We start from the raw sequence: 22,751 nt of genomic DNA on the forward strand, positions 1-22,751 counted from the left end.
TAATTTTGAATTTTTAATTCTTAATTTTTAATTGTGGGTAGGAAACTTTCGTTTCCTTTTTTATTATAATTTATTGCAATGCAATTTTTTAAATTAGAAAAGCTTTGCTTTTCCTTCCTTAATTAAGAATTCATAATTAATAATTAAAAATTATATAGTTATCTTCCTACTAAGCCCATTCGGTTTACTATGGTTTCTATGGCTTCGTCTATTGTTGTTATGTATCTTGAGGCTGCGTTGTAGGCGTGTTGGTATTTTATCATGTTGGTCATTTCTTCATCTAGGGACACGCCTGAGTATGATTGTCTTTTGTTTTCTAGTTCTCCTAGTAGTTGTTCTTGGTTTGTTACCATTCTTTTGGCTTCTTGTGATTTTACTCCTACATTAGCCGCTACTGAACGCCAGAAGTCGTCGGTGGTAGCGTTTTTGATAAGGTTTTCGTTTATGTTGGTTATTTGCACTTGGTTTATTTCAACTGGTTCATCATCACCAAATAAGAAGTCATTTCCATCTTCATCTCCATCTCCATCAATTACCCCTTTAAAATCAGGGTCTTGGGAGTAAAAAAGTAAGGTGTCACCATCTGCGCGGACGTTTACGTTTATTTCATCTTCATCTAACTTTTCTTGTATGGCTACAACTAAATCGTTAATATCGTCAAAATCATCCTCATTTATATTTATACTTATTGTTTCATCCTCTTCACCATCAAATTGAAAGGTTAGGGCTCCATCAATATTTTCTCCAAATTCTAAATCTGTCTCACTAGCAAACACGGTATAATTAGAGTTAAGTACTGCTTTGATGTCATCTGTATCAAAATTCGCTAATAAGCCATCATCATTTTCACCATCTTCTACTCCATGAAATCTTGAGTTTGGTGATTCAAATATAATGGTGTTTCCATCTAGTCTGACATTTATTTTTATGTCTTCATTTCTTAATGTTTCATTATTGTCTAGTTGCTGCTGTATGGCTGTCGCTAGTTCGTTTAGATCTTTTATTTCTTGTTCGGGTATTTCTATTTTTATAAGGTCTTCAATGCCTTGAATGTTAACTAGCATCTCTCCACCTATTTCTTTTGGAAAGTTATTACCTTCAAATTCACCAGTTTTAAACGCATTTTTATCAGTTTTCATATGTTGTTTTAACTGAGCAATTTTTAATGCATTGGAGCCATCACCAAAGTTTACTTTTTCTCCGTCTTCCCATGTTCTGTTGCTAGCTGCTGCTATGTTATTAGAGTCGTTTTTTATAGTGGTGTCTAAGCTCATTAGTTGTGCCCAGTTTTCAATGTCGTCAGGGTTTTTAGGCATTTTGAAAAAATTAGTTCCATCTGGAGTACCTGATTTGTTGTTTAGGCTATAGCCTCCACGATGAACATCGTTGGTTCCGATTATTACTGTTTTGGCTAGTTTGTTTAAGTCATCTATCATTTCTTGGATAATGCCTTTATAGTTTGAGTTTGCATCTTGTTCTAAATCTGTTTTACCTCGGGAGTCTAGAAGGCCTCTTAGTTCCCCACCATTTATATTAGCTTTAGCCCCTGTATCACTCCAAACAGGCATGTGCATGCCGTTTTCATCTTGTTTTGTTGATAGTGGGGTGTAATTGTGACCTTGTACTAGGGTTCTGCCACCAATTTGGACAGTAACCATTCCACTATAGCTTTGAGTTTGTCCACCGTTTTCATAGTGCGGCTCTTCGTATACGTTTATGTCTGTTATTTGACTAAGTTCTTCTAGTAGCATGTCTCTTTTGTCTAATAGGTCGTTTGGTTGTTTACCTGCTATGCTAATTCCTTGTATTTGTTCATTCAAATCAGTTATTTGATCGGCTAAGGAGTTTATTTCATCTATTTTTATTTTTACGTTGCTGTTTACGTCTTCTTTTAGTTCAAATAGTTGTCTATGGGTATTGTTAAAGGCATCAGCAACTGTTTCCCCTAGCTCAGCTACTACTGCTCTAACTGATTCACTTTCTGGATTTACTGATAGGTCTTGCCATGATTCCCAGAACATATCCATAACTGCTCTTAGCCCTTCTTCTGAGGGTTCGTTAAGGATTACTTCTACCCTTGATAGGTTTTGCTGGACAGAGTCCCAGTAACCTGCGGTTTTGTTCTCGTTGCGAATTTGGTAATCGAGGAATGCATCGCGCATTCTTTGGATGTCTTCTACTTTTACTCCTGTGCCTATTTGACCAGCTGGAGCATTGCCTGCAAGCATGGGAGCATGCCAGGGGCGATTTGTTGTTATGTTAGCCACCTGCCGAGAGTAACCGGGGGTGTTGGCGTTGGAAACGTTGTGACCGGTTACGCTAAGGGCTGTTTGGTGGGTCATTATTGATCTTTTGCCGATTTCTAGACTCATAAAATTTGACATGGAATAACCTCTCTTTTAATTGTTCTATTATAATTAGATTAGACCCATCTTTGCTGACGGGTTTACATTGTATTTATAATTTTAAATTTTTAATTTTTAATTCTTAATTGTGGTGGAAACTGCTGTCGCAGTTTCTTTTTATTTTTCTTTTTCTGTTTTTGTGGTTGTTTTTACTATAGAGATTAGTAGTCTAATTAATTCGTTTGCCTCTTTTTTTTAATTTTAAATTTTTAATTTTTAATTCTTAATTGTGGTGGAAACTGCTGTCGCAGTTTCTTTTTATTTTTCCTGTTCTGTTTTTGAGGTTGTTTTTACTATAGAGGTTAGTAGTCTGACTAATTCGTTTGCCTCTTCTAGTAATTTATTTCCTTCTTCTTCATCAATAAGGCCACTGTCTTTTAATAACCTTATCCAATAAGAACTTTCCCTTGCTTCCTTTGATGCTAGAGTCATTTTATGAATGAAATCTTTTCTGCTACCTGCTGCTAATGCTTCTTCGATGTTTGCTCCTATACTAGTACCTGATCTCATTAATTGCCTAGATATAACATATTCATTTTCTTTTTTAGCTAAATACCGGCAAGTTTTAATAACCTGCAATGCAAAGTAATAACTTTTGTCTTTAATAATATTTCGTTTTATATTCATATTTTTTTAGTCCTTAATTAAAAATTCATAATTAAAAATTAAAAATTATTAACAGTAATTTACCCCTTTGTATCTATTATATTTTTTTTGGGGCGGGAGGGGGTTTCGTCGGATTGGGTGCCTTTTTGGGAGTAGGTTCCGGCTATGTCCCCTTCTATGGCCGCCTGCATTGAGAATATGTAGTCTAGGGATTGGTTTATTAGTTCGTTGTTTTCTTCGTTTAGGGCTCTTAAGCGCGCTAGGTTATAGTCTAGGCGTTCTATTGCTTCTTTTAGGTCTATATATAGGACATGATTGTTTTTTTGTAAGGCTGTTATTATGAATTCTGCATTCATTTGTTCGGTTTTTAGTTTTAATTTGCTAGCAATTTGCTCTTGTAATTTAAAACGGGCACCTTCGGTTTTCTCTAGATTAGAGACTATGATGCCCTCTTTTTGTATGAGTTTATCTAGTTCTTGTATTTTTCCTAGTATTATAGATTCGCGTTTTTCCTCTGCTAGTTGAACTAGCTGATCAAAGATTTTGTTTTGTTTGTTTATTGTATCTATAAATACTTTTAGGAGATTATGCATTATCTCACTTCCTTAGATAAGCTTATCTATTATGGCTTGCTCTATCATTTTCTCCGCAACTTCATCATTTGATTTGGTGTAGGTTCCAGTAGATATTTTTTGTTTTGCCGCATCTATTTTGTCTTGACGTAAGTCATCTGATTTTTTGATTGATTGCATAGCTTTTTGCTTGGTTTTACTTTCATTTGATATAGCTATTTTATCTTTTTTGGCAGCACCTTTTACTTCAGTGGTTTTTTGGATGTTTTTGTTTTTGTTGTCTTTACCATATGTTTTTAAAAGGTTTTGCACTTGTGCTTTTGATATAAACATTGTTTTTCCCACCTTAGTGTGTTTTTCTTATTATTTTATATTTTCGCATAAAAAAACGCAAAGCTTAATAGCAATTGCGCTTGTTTATATTTATTATTCTTTTATTTTCGTTCTATTGCTCTTTTTTTCGGTGTGATATACATGCTAAATGCTTGATAGTTAATTTTGAATTCAAAATTAAAAATTAAAAATTAGCCCTCATCTTTTCCCCTAGTATATATCCTATCTGTTTGGCGGCGTTTTGGTTCGGGTTCTTGTTTTCTTGGTTTTTTTGGTTGGGCTACTTTTTGGAAATCTGCTGCTAGTTGGTTAGTACAGTTGTCACAAAATCTTCCTTGGGATATTTTTTGCCCACAGCTTACACATTCAAGTACGTTTTTAAAACCTCTTGATTGTAAGCGACCATCACGTAGAAATTGAAGGATTTTTTCTTCCTCTACATCGGTTGCCTCTGAAGTTTCAAAAACACTAGCTCCTGGATGCTCTCTAATGTATCTTCTAACAATTAAGTATTCTTCTTCTTCATTTTCTTGGCATTTGCGACATCGGTTTTTTCCTTGGTAAGCGAAAAGTCTACCACACTCCTGACAGTTTCTAAGGTCTGCCATCCGTAAACCCTCCTCTGTTTTAGTTGCCTTTACCAGTAGCCCAAGTTAGTACAGATACTCTTTGTGCTCCCCCTTCTAGTAATACACGAGTACATTCTTTACTAGTTGAACCAGTAGTATAGACATCATCTATCAATAATACATTCTTCCCCTTAACTTTGCTATTATCCTTCAATTGAAATGCACAAAGTAGATTTTTTTCTCTTTCTTCTCGAGATAGTTCTCTTTGGGAAGGAGTTTCTTTAACTCGAATTAGGCTTTTGCTATCAACTTTTGTTTTTATATGTTTGCTAATTTCCTTAGCTAAAACTTCTGTTTGATTGAATCCTCTTTGCTTAAGACTTCCCTCAGATATGGGTACTGGTACTAGTATATCTATAGGCCAAAATTCTGGCTCAGCTCTAGCTACCTCTGCCATCATATATCCCATTATTATAGAAAGGTGTTTTCGGCCTAAGAATTTAAGAACTTTTATTGCTATTCTATATGTGTCTTCATATGGACCAACAGCGCGTGCTATGTGGAATGTAGGGTTCATTGTTGAACAATCAATACATATAGTTTTTTCTTCACATAAGTATTTACCACATTTTTGGCATATTGGAGCAGTTGTTTGCAGATCTCGAAGTTTCTTAAGGCACTCATTGCACCAAGGTTGTCTACGTTTGTAGTTCCCTGGTGTTCTGCACAAACAACATATTTGTTGAGGTATTAAAATGTCTAATAAAAAGTTTATCAATTAACCCACCCCAAACAACTACCCTTACGATATAATATTCAAATCTTAACTTATCTGATTGTCGTGACAAAACAGTCAAACAATCATCTTATCTCTCTCCCTCTTCGATAAGTACAGGATTTTAAATGATTCAAGCAGTCTCAAATATAGAAAATGTATACATGATTTTTGTTTGATTTTATCTTAATATGTTTAATTATATCATAATATAATAGGTTAATAGCGTCTTCCCCTAAAATAATGTCAATCATTTGTTGGTGATAATTGGTTTTTAATTCTTGGTTTCAGTGCTCAAAGCTAAAGTTAGACTATGGAATCGGCTGAGCAAACATGTTTATCACGCCTTAAGTTCTTTGTAGTTATTTTTTGCAGCAGAAGCATTATTTAATTTGTTATTATTGATTCTGGGTATTGTATTATGATTGATGGGTTTTTTCTTAGGATTCGATTTGTGATTAATCTTGCTTGGTAGTTATATCGGTGTTTAGGTAGGGTTTCAATTATCAACCTGTCCTTTTCATTTAGTTTTCTGAGTGCACCTCGTATAAACATTTCAATATCTTCATCATCATCTATCTGTAGCTTAACCTTATTTACCGGAGATTCTTTTATTGATTTGCTGGCTATTATCAAAACAATCATTATTGTCAACCATATGCAAAAACTGGCCACCTTAAGAAGAATTACCACCATTAGACCTCCCCTTAGCCCCTTTGTATATACTATGCTGAGGGGAGGGGGGTTGATTCCTGGATTATTCTTCACTTACAATTCCATTTTTTAGAGCATGTACCGCAGCCTGAGTTCTATCCTTTACTCCTAGCTTTCTAAATATGCTAGTAAGGTGATTTTTTATGGTCTTTTCGCTGATAAACATTGTTTCAGCCATTTCTCTATTGGAAAATCCTTTTACTAATAAAATAAGGACATCTTTTTCTCTTTTGGTTAATTTGACTTCATCTTTTTTGCGTTCAGATTTAGAAAGTTCTCTAACTAATCTATTAGCCACTTTAGGGTGAATTACAACTTCTCCTTCAAGAACTTTATACAAGGTATCAATTAATTCACTTCCTGCAACATCCTTTAAAACATAAGCTGAGACCCCTGCTTTTACCATTTCAACTACTTCTTCATCTTCATAAATGGTTAAAGCAACAACTTTAACATCTGGTAATTCTCTTTTTATTATCCTAGTCGCTAATATACCATCCGTACCGGGCATGTTTACATCCATTAAAATAATGTCAGGTTTCGCTTTTCGTGCAATATTTATAGCACCCTGTCCATCCCCAACTTCATCGATTACTTCTAATTTTTCATCAAGCTCTAATAGTTTTCGTAGTCCTTCCCTTACTAAAGCATGATCATCTGCTATTAGTACTTTGATTTTGTCCATTTACCTCTCCCCTTCTATTGGTACCTCTATTATAACTTGGGTTCCCGATCCTATTTTGGATATTATATCTATCTTGCCACCGAATAGTTCTACTCGTTCTCTCATACCCATTATTCCGTAGCTTTCCTTATCAGAGTGTAAAACTTCTTCAGTATCAAAACCCTTACCTGTATCTTTGATAATTAAAAGTAGGTTTTTTCCATTATCCTGTATTTTTACTAATACACGGTTTACTCCTGAGTGTTTTCTAGCATTGGTTATAGCTTCCTGCACTAGGCGAAAAAGAGCAATTTCTAGGGATGAATCATATTTATGTTCTTCTCCAAAAACAACAAATTCTATATACATATTGTATTTAGCTTCATAGTCATCAAAATATTGCCTAAGAGAATTAATAAGGCCTGTCTCATCAAGTGGAGTTGGTTTTAAGTCAAACATTACTCGGCGTATATCTCCTAGACTTTCTTTAGCCATTTTTTTCACATTATCAGTTTCATCACTTATTTTATTTGTATCATTTTCTATAAAGTGTTTTACTAAATCTAATCTGATTAGCATACTTGCTAGTATCTGAGCAGGGCCGTCATGAAGCTCTCTTGCTATTTTTCTCCTTTCGGATTCTTGAGCTTCTATAATCCACATACCTATTTGCTGTCTTCTATATGTTTCTTCAATGCTTTCAGATATTTTTTCGACATTTCCCTGTAAAATCTTTAGTGCGTATCCAGTATTTTTTAAATAGTCATCTGCTTTTTTTGTTATTTCTTCATACCTGCGTATTTCTCGAGAGAGGTCTTCGCGTTTTTGGCGTAAGTTATATTCTTCATGTCTTAAACTATTTAATTTTAGTTGAAGATCTTGGGCATTATTATATGCCTCTTTTATATCTGGTTCTGAGTAAGACCTAAAATTGCGACTTACCTCAACTAATCTATGGCGGGCTAGTCGCTCTTGTTTTTCAGCTTCATCTACTTCATTTATTTTTTCATTTATTTGTATTCGTAAGTTTTCAAGTTCTGTTTTAAGGCGGGTTAGTTGTTTGGTACAGTTATCAGCTATTTCAAATATATCATCCTGACCTTTATTCAGGACGTCTACCACCTGTGACAATACCTCATCTAGGTGTATGAGTTCTGCTGCATTATTATGTTCTTTATGTGACATAGAAACCACCTTTTTGCTAGAGTAAGTAATTTGTTATATAGTTTTATTTTATTATTAGGTATTGTTTTTGGTACTTGTAGAGATTTAGTTTTGATTTCACTGCAAAAATCTAAACTATTTATATTTAGCCGTGATCTATATATAAAGTTATCCATTTTTTCCAAAAATCCTTCTTTTTTGTCTGAATTGCATGAAAAAACCTGACCTTTGGTCAGGTTTTGGCGAAAAGTCTTGTTTTTATTTTCTCGTTAGCCCTAAAGCTTCTAGGACTTCTTGTTGAATTTCTTTTAGTTTGTTTTCTCCATTTGACTCTACGGCTTCTACATATATTCTAAATAAAGGTTCTGTCCCGGAGGGGCGTATTAGCACCCAGCTACCATCATCTAACACTATCTTATTTCCTTCTTTGTCACTATAGGTGTCTACTTTTACTCCTGCAATTGATTTAGGGTGATATGCTTTCATATTGGCCAATATTTCATCTTTTTCTTTTGGTCTAACTGCAATATCTAAACGTTCGCTAACAACACTTCCATATTCTTCATAAAATTCTTCAGATAGCTCATCAAAGGTTTTTCCTGTTTTAGCTAACATTTCTGCTGCTAATAGGCATGCAAGTATTCCATCCTTTTCAGGAATGTGACCAAATATGCTTAGTCCTCCACTTTCTTCTACTCCTAAAATACAGGCTCTATCTCGCATGGCTTCACCAATATATTTAAATCCTACTGGTGTCTCTATTACACTTAATCCATTGCGTTTTGCTACTCTGTCTAGCATATGGCTAGTTGCTATAGAGCGACTTACCGGACCACGGAATGATCGGGTTTTTAGTATGTGATTTAATAATAAATATGAAAAACGGTTAGGGGTTACAAAATTGCCCTCTTTATCAATAATTCCAAATCGATCTGCATCTCCATCTAGTGCTAAGCCTAAATCAGCAGAATATGTTCCTACCGAGCGTTTTAAGTCAGATAGTATATGTACGGTTGGCTCTGGCATGCTACCTCCAAAAAGGGCATCACGATAATTGTTTATAGTTCTTACTTCACAGCCTAGCTCTAATAATATTTTATCTAGGTAACCCACACCTGCACCAAACATCGGATCAGCTACAACTTTTAGGTCATTTTCTTTAAAGCTTTCTACATCGATTATTTTCATTAGATGTGCAATGTATTCTTTATCTACATCTATATCCTCTAATAGTTCAAGCTTTCTAGCCTCTTCAAGTTCAAGCTCATAAACACGAGCTCCTTCAATTACTCGATTAACTTCTTCTTCAATCGCATCCGTTTCATCCGGTAATGCCGGTCCTGCATATTCGGGTATAAATTTTATACCATTGTAATTGGGTGGATTATGACTTGCTGTAAGCATAATCGCTCCACCAGCTTCGTTTACACGAATTGCAAATGCTGTAACTGGTGTAGGTGCTGTTTTTTTAAGAAGAAATACCTTTATTCCGTTACCTACTAAGACTTTGGCACATTGAGCTGCAAAATCTTCGGACATGAAACGATTATCATAGCCTATTACTATTCCCTTTTTGCCTAAGTTTTTACTATTTGCATAACTAGCTATACCTTGTGCTACTATTTTTACATTTTCAAAGGTGAAATCCTTAGCTATAATAGCCCTCCAACCATCAGTTCCAAACTTGATTATAGACATATAAATCCTCCTTAATGACTGGGTATGGATAAATTAATCTGAAATATCAATAATATCATCTAATCGATCTCTATCTTCATCAACATATAAGTTTTTATCTTTATCTATGGCTGCATAAGTAATGCCTTGTGGTCCATTGTAACCTAATCTTTTTAGTTCACTCATTAACCATGCTTCATCAATGTTATTTTGCTTTAAATTTTGGTATATAATCTCCCCATCTATTATAAGTTCTGAAGGTATTCCTTCATAGTCTGGTGATATATTTAAGTCTGAAGGATTAACTGGTCGCTTTTCAGCCTTCTTCTGAACACTTAAAACTCCATCAGTTTCTGCTATAGCAAATTCTACATCATTTAAATCAAAAACATCCTTTTCTCTCAATTGCATTAAAAGGTTTTCCATATTATACCTTGCTTTTGCCATGTTATGTTCTAATATTTTTCCATTATGAATAAGTATAACTGGCTCACCTTCTATTAGTTTACGTGCAGCTCTGTTTTTTTCAGTTACTACACCCATTAAGTAGTTAAAAAATGCAAAAACAGTTAATATCCATAGGTATAAAAACACGTTTTCATAACCTGGGTCTACAGCTATCATAGCTGCTATATTACCAAATGTAATACCAGTTATATAGTCATAAAATGTCAGCTGACTCATTTGTTGTTTCCCTAAAATTCGTGCATAAACTAGGATACCAGCAAATGCCATTGCTGTTTTAAATACTGCTGCAATGTAAGGGTCCATTGCCTGTTCTAGTTGCATAAACTAACCTCCCTGGAAATAATAAAAAAACCCCTATATTAGTCTGCCAGAGAGGATGTAAATTATACAAAAAGCTATGCTTTTAATTTTGAATTTTGATTCCACTGCAAAAAGCTAAAATTAGACTATGGAATCGGCTGAGCAAACATGTTTATCACGCCACTCATCGGTCTTTACCTTCATTTTAGCTTAGCACTTATTATCTAAAATGATTTTTTATTTATACTTAGCTGTGATCTATGCACCACGCCTTGCTATTCGGGACTTAGATAAACATGTTTGCTCAGCCTTAAGCTTGTTGTAGTTACTTTTTGCAGCAGAATCAATTTTAAATTCTTAATTTTTAATTAATGTAAAAAACTAAGCATTTTTATTATATTTTTTGTTTAGCTATTTATGATGATAAAAAAGCAATTAGCATTCATATCCTTAATTAAGAATTTTTTAATTTAGGTTTCCTATTCTTACATATAAAAATTCTTTTATTGTTTTTATTATTCTTTTGGCGGCTTTGCCGTCACCGTAGGGATTAATGGCTTTAGCCATTTTTTCATATTCTTGTGTATTTGTTAATAATTGCTTGGTATCATTGTATATATGCTCATGTACTGTTCCTGTTAGTTTTACTGTCCCTGCTTCTACTGCTTCTGGACGTTCTGTGGTGTCTCTTAAAACTAAAACTGGTTTTCCTAGTGAAGGTGCTTCCTCCTGCATCCCTCCTGAATCAGTCAATATAATATGTGATGCATTCATTAAATTGGCAAATGGTTCATAGTCTAGTGGTTCGATTAGGTGTATACGCTCTTTATCTCCTAACATTTCATGGGCTATATCTTTTACTATGGGGTTTTTATGCACTGGGAAAACAACTTCTATATCTGTAAATTCTTCAACCAGGTCAATTAATGCACCGTAAATCTGACGCATTTTTTCTCCCCAGTTTTCTCTTCTGTGGGTTGTTACTAGTAAAATCCGGTTATTAAAATTTATTTTAGATAGTTCTTTAGGAAACTGATAATCATCTTTTATTGTTGTTAATAGAGCATCAATTACAGTATTCCCTGTTACCCATATTTTAAAGTTAGCTGCTGCTTCACGGAGTAGGTTTTCCCTTGATGTATCTGTTGGAGCAAAATGTAGCTCTGCTAGTTTTCCAGTTAGGGTTCGGTTCATTTCCTCTGGAAAAGGAGAGTATTTGTTCTTGGTACGTAACCCTGCTTCTACATGCCCAACCGGTATTTTTTGGTAAAACGCAGCTAAAGCTGCAGCAAAGGTTGTTGTCGTATCACCATGTACTAATACTAGACTAGGCTTTTCTTTTTCTAGTATTTCTTTCATCCCAGTAAGAACTTCTGAGGTTACACTATATAAGTCCTGTTGTTGTTTCATCAGGTTTAAGTCATAGTCGGGTTTTATATTAAAAAGGTTTAAAACCTGATCTAGCATATCTCGGTGTTGAGCAGTTACAGCAACAATAGTATTTATATCCTCTTCCATCTTTAACTCATTTATCACTGGAGCCATCTTTATAGCTTCAGGTCGGGTACCAAAAACCACCATTACTTTTCCTAGATGTATACCCATTGCTTTGCACTTCTCCTTTTTTTATTAAAACTTAGCATGTCTATAAGATCATAACTACCTACGCCAGTAAGGTTTTTAATTTTGAATTTTGAGTTCTGGTTTTACTGCGAAAAGGTAAAGTTAGACTATGGAATCGGCTTAGCTAACTTGTTTATCACGCCACTCATCGGTCTTTACCTTCATTTTAGCTTAGCACTTATTATCTAAAATGATTTTTTATTTATACTTAGCCGTAATCTATGCACCACGCCTTGCTATTTAAGGACTTAGATAAACATGTTTGCTCAGCCTTAAGTTTGTTGTAGTTACTTTTTGCAGCAGAATCAATTTTGAATTCTTAATTTTTATTTAATGTTAGAAAACTTGTGTTCCTTGATTATCATATGTTTTGTTAATTGTTATGTGAACAAAGCTCTCTTTCTTTTCCTTAATTAAGAATTAAAAATTAATAATTAATAATTACCGTTTCAGCATAGAAACGGGTAGTATCTTTGTCACCTTAAACACCCAGCAATTTTTCAGTTCAAAATTACAATATTTAGTTTGGTCTAGGCGTTTTTTTATACGGTCGTAGTATTCACCCTGGGTTTGATCTTCCTTTAATTCAACATATACTCTTATACCATCTTTTGTTCTTTCATTATCTGTTAATAATACTAAAAATACTCCCTTTCCGGTTTCTTTTAGGTTAGCATGCGTTAAATCTGCTCCAAAGCGTGCACAGATAATTGTTTCATCATCTATCATTTCCATTATTGATATTACTGCTATGTTAACATTATATTCCTTATCTACAGTACTGAGGGTTGTCGAGATATAATTTGCATTAATAAGCTCTTTTGCCTTTAGAATTAATTCTTGATTCATACAATTCCTCCTTTTCTTATTAGAGGATAATATACTATTTAGGCATATAGTAATATATTCCCAACATTAAGTCAAAACAAAACACGGAAACGCGGACACACGGAGGAAGCACGGGGACGGTTCTTTTGCTTCCTTTTAAAAAAGGAAGCAAAAGAACCGTCCCCGTGCTTCCGCGCCCGCGCTTCTTAATTTGAGTTTACTTTTTGTATATTAAATGTTAAGGTATTTCGTTCTAGGTTTTTGTGTACTAGGACTTTGCCGTCTTTTGCTCGGTATAGTCTATCATTTATCAATAAGGTTCCGGTATAGGGTTGTTTAGTTTCAGCTTCTATTATGTTTAATACAATGGTATCCGGAAGTGATTCTTCCTTTTTGTAGGCAGCCCCTATTATAAATTCATTATCAATATAACTAGTTCCCCTATCTCCACCTTTTATTTGTGAAACTAATAAATAATCACTGGTTTTTTTATCGTATAGGCTTAATGTTGCTGAACTGTAAACCACTACTTCCCACATACCTGCATCAGGCTCTTCTATATCAAGCTCTAACTCGCGTTCTGCACGTAATCCAGGTGGAGTTATACCTACATAGTTGGTTACATCATAAAGTTCTCCATTTGGCTTATATATATGAAGCCTTGCACGCCCTTGTAAATTATCTAGAATTCCTAAAATCCTAAGCTGAAAATACAGACTATCAGTATCCTCCGGGACATCAAAATAATATCTTTTCATTTCTCCAGAAGGTAGATTATCATAACTCATATATTCTCCCCTAGAGTTGTATTTATGTGGAACTATAAGGGTTGATAGGATTTCGATTTTTTGGTCACTATCAACAATATTTCCCTTTACCAATCCAGTATGTAATCCAGATTCTTCTGGTATAGTAAAATCAAAATTTATATTTCTATAGCCATTACCAGCAATCTGAGTAGTCTTCCTATTTATATTTATCCAATCAGCTTGACTCTCCCATTCTATGTAAGCACTTTGGCTTCTATCGTTTGCCACCTCAGTTTTACTGATCCCTGGAAGATATTCACGTATAAATACACCTGCGCTCGATCCATCTAATGTTGTTTTGGTATCTATATGTAAGTGATTAGGTAGCCTTTCATAGTCTTGTATTATCTCCCATGCCTTATATACATCCAAAGCACCAAATCCCTGTTCAATATTACTTAAGTTTTCTAACTGTCTGGCACTATCTTTTAAAGCATTTTTCACCATTAAACTATTTACTGGTTTACCACTCATCCACATGTTTTCAATTAATAGGGCTCCCGCTCCCGATACAAATGGAGCGGCCATACTTGTACCTTCCTTTAGGTAGTAATTTGAACTCATCCATGTCGGATAAGTAGAAATTGCCGAACCTGGTGCAAGTATATCTGGCTTTAATGTACCATCTGCTGAGGGACCAACTGAGTTAAAATACCAAAGACTTTCGGTTTCAGTTCGCCATCCATAATCAGTTTCCCATAAATCTGGGGAAATATAGGCACCTACAGATAATACATTATTCACATCTCCGGGAGTTGCTAAAGTCCCTAGACCCGGACCATTATTTCCTACTGCTATGCAAATAAGTCGGTTTTTTGCTAGTTCATTTATCCGTCTAGTAATGTTTTCAAATTCAGCACCATTAACTGGATAATGACCTAAACTAATGTTTATAATATCCGCCCCATTATTTACTGCATATTCAACTGCTTGGATAATCTTATCTTCACTAGTAAATCCTGCACTATCAACAACCTTTATGGCCATTAAATGTGCATTTGGAGCAACACCTTTTACCTTTCCATTACCAGCTAAGATTCCAGCAACATGAGTTCCATGCCCATCACTATCATATCCAAAATGTACCTGACTTCCATCTGTAGCTATATCAGTCAAAATAAAAGGAAAACCAGATGGAAGATCCTCTGTAGCTGAAAATGAGGCATAGCTATGTCTATTGTCTCTATATGTTCTTAAAGGAACTTCATCAGATAAATCCATATTTCCATTAGTATCAACAAAAACCGTATCATAAACTCCAGCCTGTTTAGAGTCTACTAATAGCACCATAATCTTATCATCTGTTTTCTCACTTCCAGTAAAATCTATATCATGTACATATGCTATCCAGTCTTCATACCAATACCCATATTTATAGTTACCACTTACTGAACTAACATTAGGTAAAGTCACTTGCCCTTCACTAGTTGTTATTGTTTGTTGGTTGGAATCAGCTTGTGCGGTATTAGAAATTTGTACTCTGCCTTCATCACTTAAATTAACCCAATCTAATATTTTGCGTGAGTTAGACTCAGTTCTTTGCAGGTCTCTATGTAATGGGTCAATACCGGTATCAATTACTGCTATAGTCACACCTTCACCTGTTGCACCGGTTTCAGATTGCAATTGGTTAATACCTGATATTTGTTTACTATGTTTTAAGCTAAGTTCTAGATTTTCCTCAGATTTAGGTTGTGGCTCGGTAAAGTTTCTACTAAATAAATGATTATCTGTTTGGGGTTTGGTATAAGCAGTTATGCTTATATCATCCATTTGTCTTATGTTTACATCATAGTATGTATCTTCATAATGGAGGAAACCACTGACTATTTCACCCTGTGAATTTACATTAAAACTAAAGCGGGTATTGGTTTTATCTGATAAGGAATCTATCACTTCTCCTCTATCCATAAAAGCTGCACCATCAGCTACGGTAAAAATATGATTTTTACCACTTATTCTAATATCTACAGTAGAATCTTCGGCACTTCTAATAATACCGTTAAACTGATATAATAAGCCTTTTTTATCCATTAATTGCATAAGGATTGATGCTGCTTGTTCACGAATAAGGTTATCCTGAGGCTTAAAGGTTTCATCAGGGAAACCAGAGATAATTCCAAGTGTTAATGCCACTTTTATTTCTTCTAAAGCCCAGTCAGCAATATCTTCATTATCTTTAAATTCTAGTTCTTCTAACTCATCTTCTTGCAGTTGGGAAGCTCTAACCACTATAGCAGAGGCTTCCTCCCGAGTTATAGGTGCTTCAGGGTCAAATTGGTCATTTCCACGTCCATTAATGATTTCTAACTCTTGAGCTAAAAGGATGTAGCCCTTGGCCCAGTGGTAATCTGCTACATCATTAAATGTGGAATCTCCACCTGAAAGCAGATGAGCCTCTTGGTCTTCTTCTAAAGCATGTATTATAAGCTTTGTAAATTCAGCACGACTAATTTCATGATGGGGTCTAAATGAACCATCATTATAGCCATTTAAAACTCCAATAGATTCAAGCTGGGTAATCTCTCCTTTTGCCCAGCTATACTCGATATCCCAGAAGCTAGCATCTACTGGGGAAGTTATGTATGTTATAGTTGCAAAGGCAATAAAAAAGATTAACACTAAACTTTTTACTGCTTTATTTATATTAAAGATCATACTCTCTCCCTAAAAAAAACGATGTTTTTTAATTTTAAATTTTGAATTTTTAATTCTTAATTATGGTGAGGAAACTTGCGTTTCCTTTTTATAAAATTAGGAAAGCTGTGCTTTCCTTCCTAAATTAAGAATTGAAAATTAATAATTAAAAATTATTTCGCTTTTATTCCATTCATAATTAGATCGGTTACTTCTTGGGATAGTTTTTGGATGTTGAATTCTTTGTTTTCTAAAACTATAGGAGCCCACATGGCACCTAGAACACCTGTAATTATTTGAGTTACTAGGTTTGCGTCGATATCTCTTAGCTCTCCTTCAGAAATAGCTGACTGTATCAGGTCTTGCATTACACTCTCTTTTTCTTTACGTAAATTGTACGCCCAATCTTTCAGTTCTTCATCAATTATTTCTGTATCCCAAAAAATAATTCTTGTTAACTCTCTATTTTCAACACAAAATTGAAAGTGTCCTTGTAAAAGCATCTGAATTCTTTTTTCCATTGGTATCTTTTCTAGGGAATCTATAACAACTTTGTTAAAGTATTTATTTAAGCTTTGATCCATCATTTCTTGGAATAATTGGAGCTTGCTACTAAAGTATTCATAAATAGTTCCTTTACCTATTCCCGCTTCAGCAGCTATCTCACCCATTTTTGCATTATGATATCCTTTTTTAGCAAAAACCTTAGCCGCAGATTCTATAATTAAATCTTGCTTACTTATACTGTCAGACATTACATGCCTCCCTGAATTAACATTTATGATCATTGACTTCTAGTTTCTTTCCTATAAATCGTAACAGAGATTTTATTCTCTGCTACGATATTAAAAGCCTCCACCTGCAACTGGACCATAAATTCCATATTTAAGACGAGATTTTAAAACATTATAATTATGTATGCATTCTGATAAATCTGCTTCTGCTTGCTTTAACTCATCTGATGCCTCTTGAACTTCGGTTAGTGTTGCCATACCTAGCTCATAGCTAAGTTCCTTTAGCCTGTATGCTTCTTCCCTTAGTTCTACAGTTGTTTGTGCATATTGGTACTGTTCTTCTAGTGTTAAGTGACCATGATACATTTTGGTTGCAGCTGATAGTATGCCATCTTTAGTTTGTTGTAAGGAAAGCTCTGCTCTTATCATATCCTGTTTGCCTGGCTGAGCATCTCTATACCTCTCATCATAATAGTTAATGTCAAATTCATAGTTCCATTTAGCCATCTTGTAACCATCTCTTGCTCTAATAATACTTATATCATTTTCTTTCGCATCCTCAATAAGCTCATCTAATGCGAAGTGTTTCTTTTCAAATTTAAACGCGCCTCTTGGATTTATTACTGTATCAATATCTATTCCCATTACACTATTTAAAGCCATCATCTTTTGTGTATGTTCACTTCTAGCTCCACTTAATCCCATCCTTGCGGCACTCTGCCCAGCTTCAGCACCTAATACTTCAGCCCTAGCTACCATACCTAATTCATAGTTTAATTCTGCTATTCTTAGCAGTTCATCAGCTCTTTTTAAAGCATTTTCAGCAATAATTTTTTGTTCCTCTGCTTGAATTAAATTATAAAATGCTTCTTCTACATTAATTTTTACTTCATTTATTTGTGCTTGGTAAATTTTTTCTGCTTGTTTATATTCACGTTCTGTTAATTTTGGTAATAAATATATAGCTCTCTGACCATCATAGGTAGCACTTGGACTAGGTAATGTTATTGGAACACCCATATATTCAATAGTTTGTGATTGAGCATCAGAATAATCTTTACTGGTATCTTGTGCCCGTGAATACTGTAGTGACTTTTGCTTCTTCTCAGCCTCAGCTATTCCTATACCCGGATTGTTTTCCATGGCTATTTCTACTGCTTCTTCTAGTGTTAAGGTTAACTCATCAGGCTTTTCCCCATCAGCCTGTCCTGGCATTATAGCTACCCCAAATAGTAGGGTTGCCATAACAAAAACCGATACAAATTTCCGTCCCCAACTCATGAAAATACCTCCTGCCTCTTTTTATTTCGGATTTTAATTCCGTTTCTAACCGTCAAATGAATCCGCATTGCTCAATATAATTATGTAACAAGGAGGGAAAACGAATAGTTTTTCCCACCTCAATTAAAAATTAAGAATTTATAATTAATAATTACTATATAACTATTACGACTCTATACTTGCTTCTTCCTCTTCTGTATCCTTAGAAAATCTTTTTCTAATTCTAATCCCTAAGTCATCGAATATGCTGTAGACTACGGGAACTAAGACTAGGGTTACTAGAGTTGACACAAGTAATCCACTAATAACTACTATAGCCATTGGTGCTTGGAATTCAGTACCTTCGCCCATACCTATAGCAAGTGGTAACATCGCTAAAACCGTACTTAATGTAGTCATCAGAATTGGTCTTAATCTTATTCTCCCTGCTTCAATTATAGCTTCGTTTCGTTCCATACCCTCAGCTCTTAGGCGGTTTAGATAGTCTACTAGTATAATAGCATTAGATACTACTATACCAACCATCATAATTAACCCAACAAAGGCTGGCACACTAAATGCTTTACCAGTTATCACAAGGCCTAGCACAACCCCTATAAAGGCTACTGGGACTGAAAACATGATAACAAACGGGTTAAAGAATGATTCATATTGTATTGCCATAACCGCATATGCTAGCACAATAGCTAACATTAGGGCCATAGCTAGAGTTTTGAAGCTTTCCTCCATTTCCTGAGTCTCTCCACCATATTCTATGGTATATCCAGCTGGTAAGTTTAACTTATTAGCTTCTTCTCGTATTTCTTCCATAACACTAGCAAGATCGCGCCCTACTAAGTGGGCATTAATATCTGCTAACCTGACTTGATCCACACGGCTTATTTGTACAGGCCCCTGTTCTACTTCAAAAGTAGCAACTTCTGATAGCCTAACAATTGCCCCAGTTTGACTCATAATGGGTAGATTGCTCAAATACTCAACATCCTTATAATCTTTTGAATCGTAGGTTACTCTTACATCTATTTCAGAGCCTTCAAAGCTGTATTGGGTAGCAACCCTACCTTCCATAACATTTTGTATTTCATTTGATATTTGCATTGGTGTTAAACCATATTGAGCTGCTCTTTGTCTATCTACTTTTATTTGGAGTTCTGGGTTTCCATCCATTAGTGATGATGATACTTCTCTAGTACCTGAAACATTTTCAATAATATTAACTAGTTCATAGGAAATTTCCCTTAATATATCTAAGTCATCTCCACGCACCTGAACATTTATAGGTCCGGATGTACCTCCAAAACTAAATACGTCAAAAACTGTAGCATTTATTTTTGCACCAGGGATATAGTTTACTTTATTTCTAATCTCCTCTGTTACTTCCTCAACACTACGATCGCGTTGATCAAGGGGAACTAGCTTTGTATATATTGTAGTCCTATCAGGCTGACCTGAATCATCCATCATATTGCCTGAACTACCAATAGTACTGAAAATTGTTTCTACCTCAGGTATTTGACGCAGCTCTTCCTCTACCTGACTTGTTACTTCGTCTGTATGGCCAATAACTGAGCCTTTATCGGTTTCTATAGTAACTGAAATTTCACCCGTATCCATTGTAGGTAAGAATTCAGCTCCGATAAATGGAACCCCCGAAAATGAAGCAACGAATAGGAACGTTACTGCTGCTACCACTGTTTTGCGACGTCCTAAAGCCCATTTTAGCAAAGCTTTGTATTTTTCACTTATTTTTTCTAACAACTCTCCAAATTTATTAGTTGCATTAGCTATCCTACCAGTCTTTTCCCTTGTTTTCTTCATTGATTCATCAGTTAATAACTTTGAAGACATTAGTGGTATAACTGTTAGAGCAATAACCAATGAACATATTAGAGCAAAACATACTGTAATTGCTAATGGTAAGAAGAATATTGCTGCTATTCCCTCAACAAATAACATGGGAGCAAAAACTGCTAAAATTGTTAGGGTTGTAGCCAATACGGCAGTTCCAACTTCAGAAGCTCCTTTTTTGGCAGCTTCTTTGGCTGACAAGCCCAGCGATCGATGTCGATAAATATTTTCAAAAACAACAATCGAGTCATCAACCATTCGCCCTAATCCAAGTGCCAAAGCCCCAAGGGTTATCATATTAACTGTATAGTTAGTAAAGTACATTAATATGAATGCACTGACTATTGATAATGGTATAGCTGTAAATATAATTAAGGTACTACGAGCATTTCTTAAGAATACGAACAAAATAAGCATCGCTAATATAGCACCTTGAATTATTAGCCTTTGGGTATTATTAAGAGCTTCATGTATGAATTCAGATTGATCAAAGGCTATATCAAATTGTATATCAACCCCAAGCTCCTGATTTATCTTGTCTAATTCAGCAACAACTGCTGCACAGGTATCAGCAGTATTTGCATCTGTCTGCTTTAAAACATTTACTGCTACCGCGGGATCACCATTCACCCTAGTTAATTGGTTTTGGTCCTTGTAGCCATCAACTATGGTAGCTATTTCTCTAAGCTGCAAAATATGTCCGGCAGGTGTTGCTATTGTAACATCTTTTATCTCTTCAACTGTTTCAAACTCCTGTAGTGTACGTACATAATATTCACGTTCACCCTGAGCAACCTGACCACCTGACATAGCAAAGTTTTCAGTCTGTAAAACCTGAACTACCTGTGACATGGCAAGTCCGTAGTTTTCAAGCTTTACTGGGTCAACTTCTACCTTTACTTCACGCTCAAGCCCTCCTAGTGTCATTACTGATGCTACACCAGGAATCCTAGCTAAACGTGGTTCAATAACATCCTCTGCTATGGTTTGTACCTGAGCTAAATCATCACCACTAATACCCATTTGCAGGATAGGCATCATTGTGGGGTCCATCCTAACTATTAATGGGTTTTCCGCACCATCGGGGAGAAAACGTTCAACCATGCCAACTTGATCTCGCATGTTGGCCATAGCCTCATTCATATCTGTACCCCAGTTAAATTCAATAATAATCATTGAACTTCCAGCACTTGAAGTAGAATGAAGGTTTGTAACATTAGATACAGTTGCTAGCATTCCTTCCATAGGAATACTAACCTGGGACTCAACTTCCTCGGGTCCTGCACTAGGATAGGAAGTAATTACCGCTGCTACCGGAAGATTTATATCCGGATATAGTTCTATTGACATTCGTGATAAAGTAAAAAAACCAAGGATAACTAAAACAGCTACTATTATAGTTATGGTTACCGGCCTTTTTACTGAGAAATCTACTATTTTCATTATCTAACCCCCCCGGTAACTCCTCGTACCAGGCTTCCATCACTGACAAGTGTATTGCCCCTAGTAATAACCTTTTGACCTTCTTCCATTCCATTTAGTACTTCAATCCATTGACTGCTTTCGACTCCGGTTTCAACTTCGATTTGGCGGGCGCGGTTTTCTTCATCAACTATAAACACCACCTGTTGACCGCCCCTTGGAATAACTGCATTTCTGGGCACACATAAAACATCATCAGCACTAATTGTATTGATTCTTAATTGGGCAAACATTCCCGATTTTATAAGATTATCTTCGTTTTGAAGTGAAACTTTTACTGGATAGCTTTGCTTCATAGGGTCTGCTGCACTTGCAACACTGGTTATAGTTCCTGTAAAAGGCTCCTCTCTCGCTGCACGAATATATACATCAACTTCACTATCTTTTTGTATATGAGATATTTCATTTTCACCTACTAATACCTCTACTTCTAAGTGTGAAGTTTCAGTAACTATTGCTGCAGGTTCATTAGGATTGGCTGTATCACCTAAGGAAAGGCTTATGTTGCCAACAACACCATTTATAGGTGAAGTAATAATAGTATTTTCAAGTTGATTATTAGCCTCCATCAACGCTGCTTCTGCCTGTGCTACAGCAGCATCAATAGAGCCACTATCTAGGCTTTCATGTTCATCTCTGGCCATTTCAAGCTGTTGGTCAGAAATTGCACCTTCCTCATGAAGTCTTTGCATTCGCTCATAATTCTTTTTTGCAGCTTCTAAAGCTATCTCGCTTTGCCGCTTATTAGCTTTAGCACTTGCTAAACCAGCTTCAGCTTGTTTAATGGCAGCATCAAAATCACTACTGTCTAAAGTTAATAACTTTTGACCATTTACAACATGGTCACCCGGTTGAACATGAACATTCGTGACTCGTGCTGGCACCTTTGGCATAATATAAACTTCATTTTGTCCTCTAACCGCACCTGTATAGCTCATGCTTCTAGCTATATCACGTTTTTCAGCATTAGCTATTGTAACTGTTAACTCCGATTCTTGTATAACCTCTTCATCTTGTCCACAACCTGATATAAATAAGGATAGGATTAATAACAAGCACAACATTAGATAAACTGGTGTTTTTAAGCGATTCACTTAGTACCCTCCTGCATAATAGAATATGTATATAAATTTTGACCGACCAGTTGGTCAGTCTCATAATTGAATTATACATTTCTATTTAAACACAGGCAACAAAAAAAATTTGAGTGAAGTGAAACAGGGGGGACTGGGTGAAACAGGGGGGACGAGATGAAACAGGGG

The 22,751-nt window shown here is 35.3% G+C and carries 18 protein-coding genes; all 18 read right to left on the minus strand.

What is annotated here, in order from left to right; genetic code table 11:
* Positions 1–158 precede the first annotated feature (158 nt).
* The gene (gene flgK, locus SYNTR_RS11575; protein ID WP_197079088.1) at positions 159–2,384 is read right to left on the minus strand and encodes a flagellar hook-associated protein FlgK; all 2,226 of its coding nucleotides are present in this window, start codon (positions 2,382–2,384) and stop codon (positions 159–161) included.
* Positions 2,385–2,663: 279 nt separating this feature from the next.
* Complete coding sequence (locus SYNTR_RS09085) at positions 2,664–3,032, minus strand: four helix bundle protein (RefSeq protein ID WP_156204217.1); 369 nt, start codon at positions 3,030–3,032, stop codon at positions 2,664–2,666.
* 59 nt (positions 3,033–3,091) lie between these two features.
* Complete coding sequence (locus tag SYNTR_RS09090) at positions 3,092–3,604, minus strand: flagellar protein FlgN (protein ID WP_156204218.1); 513 nt, start codon at positions 3,602–3,604, stop codon at positions 3,092–3,094.
* 12 nt (positions 3,605–3,616) lie between these two features.
* Positions 3,617–3,916 carry a flagellar biosynthesis anti-sigma factor FlgM gene (locus SYNTR_RS09095; protein ID WP_156204219.1) on the minus strand — a complete coding sequence of 100 codons (300 nt, stop codon included), beginning with the start codon at positions 3,914–3,916 and terminating at the stop codon, positions 3,617–3,619.
* Between the two features lie 191 nt (positions 3,917–4,107).
* Positions 4,108–4,524: a TIGR03826 family flagellar region protein gene (locus SYNTR_RS09100; RefSeq protein ID WP_156204220.1), complete on the minus strand. Its 417-nt coding sequence runs from the start codon at positions 4,522–4,524 to the stop codon at positions 4,108–4,110.
* A 19-nt stretch (positions 4,525–4,543) separates the two neighbouring features.
* Positions 4,544–5,263, minus strand: coding sequence for a ComF family protein (locus SYNTR_RS09105; RefSeq protein WP_156204221.1), 720 nt, complete (start codon positions 5,261–5,263; stop codon positions 4,544–4,546).
* 384 nt (positions 5,264–5,647) lie between these two features.
* Positions 5,648–5,956, minus strand: coding sequence for a hypothetical protein (locus SYNTR_RS09110; RefSeq protein WP_156204222.1), 309 nt, complete (start codon positions 5,954–5,956; stop codon positions 5,648–5,650).
* Positions 5,957–6,017: 61 nt separating this feature from the next.
* A complete protein-coding gene (locus tag SYNTR_RS09115) occupies positions 6,018–6,659 on the minus strand; it encodes a response regulator (protein WP_156204223.1) in 642 nt (213 codons plus the stop codon).
* A complete protein-coding gene (locus tag SYNTR_RS09120; RefSeq protein WP_156204224.1) occupies positions 6,660–7,823 on the minus strand; it encodes a sensor histidine kinase in 1,164 nt (387 codons plus the stop codon).
* A gap of 237 nt (positions 7,824–8,060) precedes the next feature.
* Positions 8,061–9,500: a phosphoglucomutase/phosphomannomutase family protein gene (locus tag SYNTR_RS09125; protein WP_156204225.1), complete on the minus strand. Its 1,440-nt coding sequence runs from the start codon at positions 9,498–9,500 to the stop codon at positions 8,061–8,063.
* 33 nt (positions 9,501–9,533) lie between these two features.
* Positions 9,534–10,268, minus strand: a complete 735-nt coding sequence (locus tag SYNTR_RS09130) for a DUF421 domain-containing protein (RefSeq protein WP_243140177.1) — start codon at positions 10,266–10,268, stop codon at positions 9,534–9,536.
* Positions 10,269–10,712: 444 nt separating this feature from the next.
* Positions 10,713–11,852, minus strand: coding sequence for a non-hydrolyzing UDP-N-acetylglucosamine 2-epimerase (gene wecB / locus SYNTR_RS09135; protein WP_197079089.1), 1,140 nt, complete (start codon positions 11,850–11,852; stop codon positions 10,713–10,715).
* Positions 11,853–12,311: 459 nt separating this feature from the next.
* Entirely contained in the window at positions 12,312–12,719 is a 408-nt protein-coding gene (locus SYNTR_RS09140; protein WP_156204226.1) for a hypothetical protein, read from the minus strand.
* A 185-nt stretch (positions 12,720–12,904) separates the two neighbouring features.
* Entirely contained in the window at positions 12,905–16,165 is a 3,261-nt protein-coding gene (locus SYNTR_RS09145) for a S8 family serine peptidase (RefSeq protein WP_156204227.1), read from the minus strand.
* A 152-nt stretch (positions 16,166–16,317) separates the two neighbouring features.
* Positions 16,318–16,899: a TetR/AcrR family transcriptional regulator gene (locus SYNTR_RS09150; protein ID WP_197079090.1), complete on the minus strand. Its 582-nt coding sequence runs from the start codon at positions 16,897–16,899 to the stop codon at positions 16,318–16,320.
* Positions 16,900–16,989: 90 nt separating this feature from the next.
* Positions 16,990–18,159: a TolC family protein gene (locus tag SYNTR_RS09155; RefSeq protein WP_156204229.1), complete on the minus strand. Its 1,170-nt coding sequence runs from the start codon at positions 18,157–18,159 to the stop codon at positions 16,990–16,992.
* Positions 18,160–18,324: 165 nt separating this feature from the next.
* Positions 18,325–21,450 (minus strand): efflux RND transporter permease subunit, encoded by a 3,126-nt coding sequence (locus SYNTR_RS09160; RefSeq protein WP_156204230.1) that lies wholly within the window; start codon positions 21,448–21,450, stop codon positions 18,325–18,327.
* Positions 21,450–22,583 (minus strand): efflux RND transporter periplasmic adaptor subunit, encoded by a 1,134-nt coding sequence (locus SYNTR_RS09165; RefSeq protein ID WP_156204231.1) that lies wholly within the window; start codon positions 22,581–22,583, stop codon positions 21,450–21,452. Before SYNTR_RS09165 ends, SYNTR_RS09160 begins: the two co-directional genes overlap by 1 nt.
* Positions 22,584–22,751: the final 168 nt, after the last annotated feature.

It is taken from the genome of Candidatus Syntrophocurvum alkaliphilum (assembly GCF_009734445.1).
GTDB classification, from domain to species: Bacteria; Bacillota; Syntrophomonadia; order Syntrophomonadales; family Syntrophomonadaceae; genus Syntrophocurvum; species Syntrophocurvum alkaliphilum.

What these genes read in the sequence shown, in the direction of transcription:
- flgK (WP_197079088.1), bottom strand. Translation starts at nt 2,384, where the DNA reads ATGTCAAATTTTATGAGTCTAGAAATCGGCAAAAGATCAATAATGACC.
- SYNTR_RS09085 (WP_156204217.1), bottom strand. Translation starts at nt 3,032, where the DNA reads ATGAATATAAAACGAAATATTATTAAAGACAAAAGTTATTACTTTGCA.
- SYNTR_RS09090 (WP_156204218.1), bottom strand. Translation starts at nt 3,604, where the DNA reads ATGCATAATCTCCTAAAAGTATTTATAGATACAATAAACAAACAAAAC.
- SYNTR_RS09095 (WP_156204219.1), bottom strand. Translation starts at nt 3,916, where the DNA reads ATGTTTATATCAAAAGCACAAGTGCAAAACCTTTTAAAAACATATGGT.
- SYNTR_RS09100 (WP_156204220.1), bottom strand. Translation starts at nt 4,524, where the DNA reads ATGGCAGACCTTAGAAACTGTCAGGAGTGTGGTAGACTTTTCGCTTAC.
- SYNTR_RS09110 (WP_156204222.1), bottom strand. Translation starts at nt 5,956, where the DNA reads ATGGTGGTAATTCTTCTTAAGGTGGCCAGTTTTTGCATATGGTTGACA.
- SYNTR_RS09115 (WP_156204223.1), bottom strand. Translation starts at nt 6,659, where the DNA reads ATGGACAAAATCAAAGTACTAATAGCAGATGATCATGCTTTAGTAAGG.
- SYNTR_RS09120 (WP_156204224.1), bottom strand. Translation starts at nt 7,823, where the DNA reads ATGTCACATAAAGAACATAATAATGCAGCAGAACTCATACACCTAGAT.
- SYNTR_RS09125 (WP_156204225.1), bottom strand. Translation starts at nt 9,500, where the DNA reads ATGTCTATAATCAAGTTTGGAACTGATGGTTGGAGGGCTATTATAGCT.
- SYNTR_RS09130 (WP_243140177.1), bottom strand. Translation starts at nt 10,268, where the DNA reads ATGCAACTAGAACAGGCAATGGACCCTTACATTGCAGCAGTATTTAAA.
- wecB (WP_197079089.1), bottom strand. Translation starts at nt 11,852, where the DNA reads ATGGGTATACATCTAGGAAAAGTAATGGTGGTTTTTGGTACCCGACCT.
- SYNTR_RS09140 (WP_156204226.1), bottom strand. Translation starts at nt 12,719, where the DNA reads ATGAATCAAGAATTAATTCTAAAGGCAAAAGAGCTTATTAATGCAAAT.
- SYNTR_RS09145 (WP_156204227.1), bottom strand. Translation starts at nt 16,165, where the DNA reads ATGATCTTTAATATAAATAAAGCAGTAAAAAGTTTAGTGTTAATCTTT.
- SYNTR_RS09150 (WP_197079090.1), bottom strand. Translation starts at nt 16,899, where the DNA reads ATGTCTGACAGTATAAGTAAGCAAGATTTAATTATAGAATCTGCGGCT.
- SYNTR_RS09155 (WP_156204229.1), bottom strand. Translation starts at nt 18,159, where the DNA reads ATGAGTTGGGGACGGAAATTTGTATCGGTTTTTGTTATGGCAACCCTA.
- SYNTR_RS09160 (WP_156204230.1), bottom strand. Translation starts at nt 21,450, where the DNA reads ATGAAAATAGTAGATTTCTCAGTAAAAAGGCCGGTAACCATAACTATA.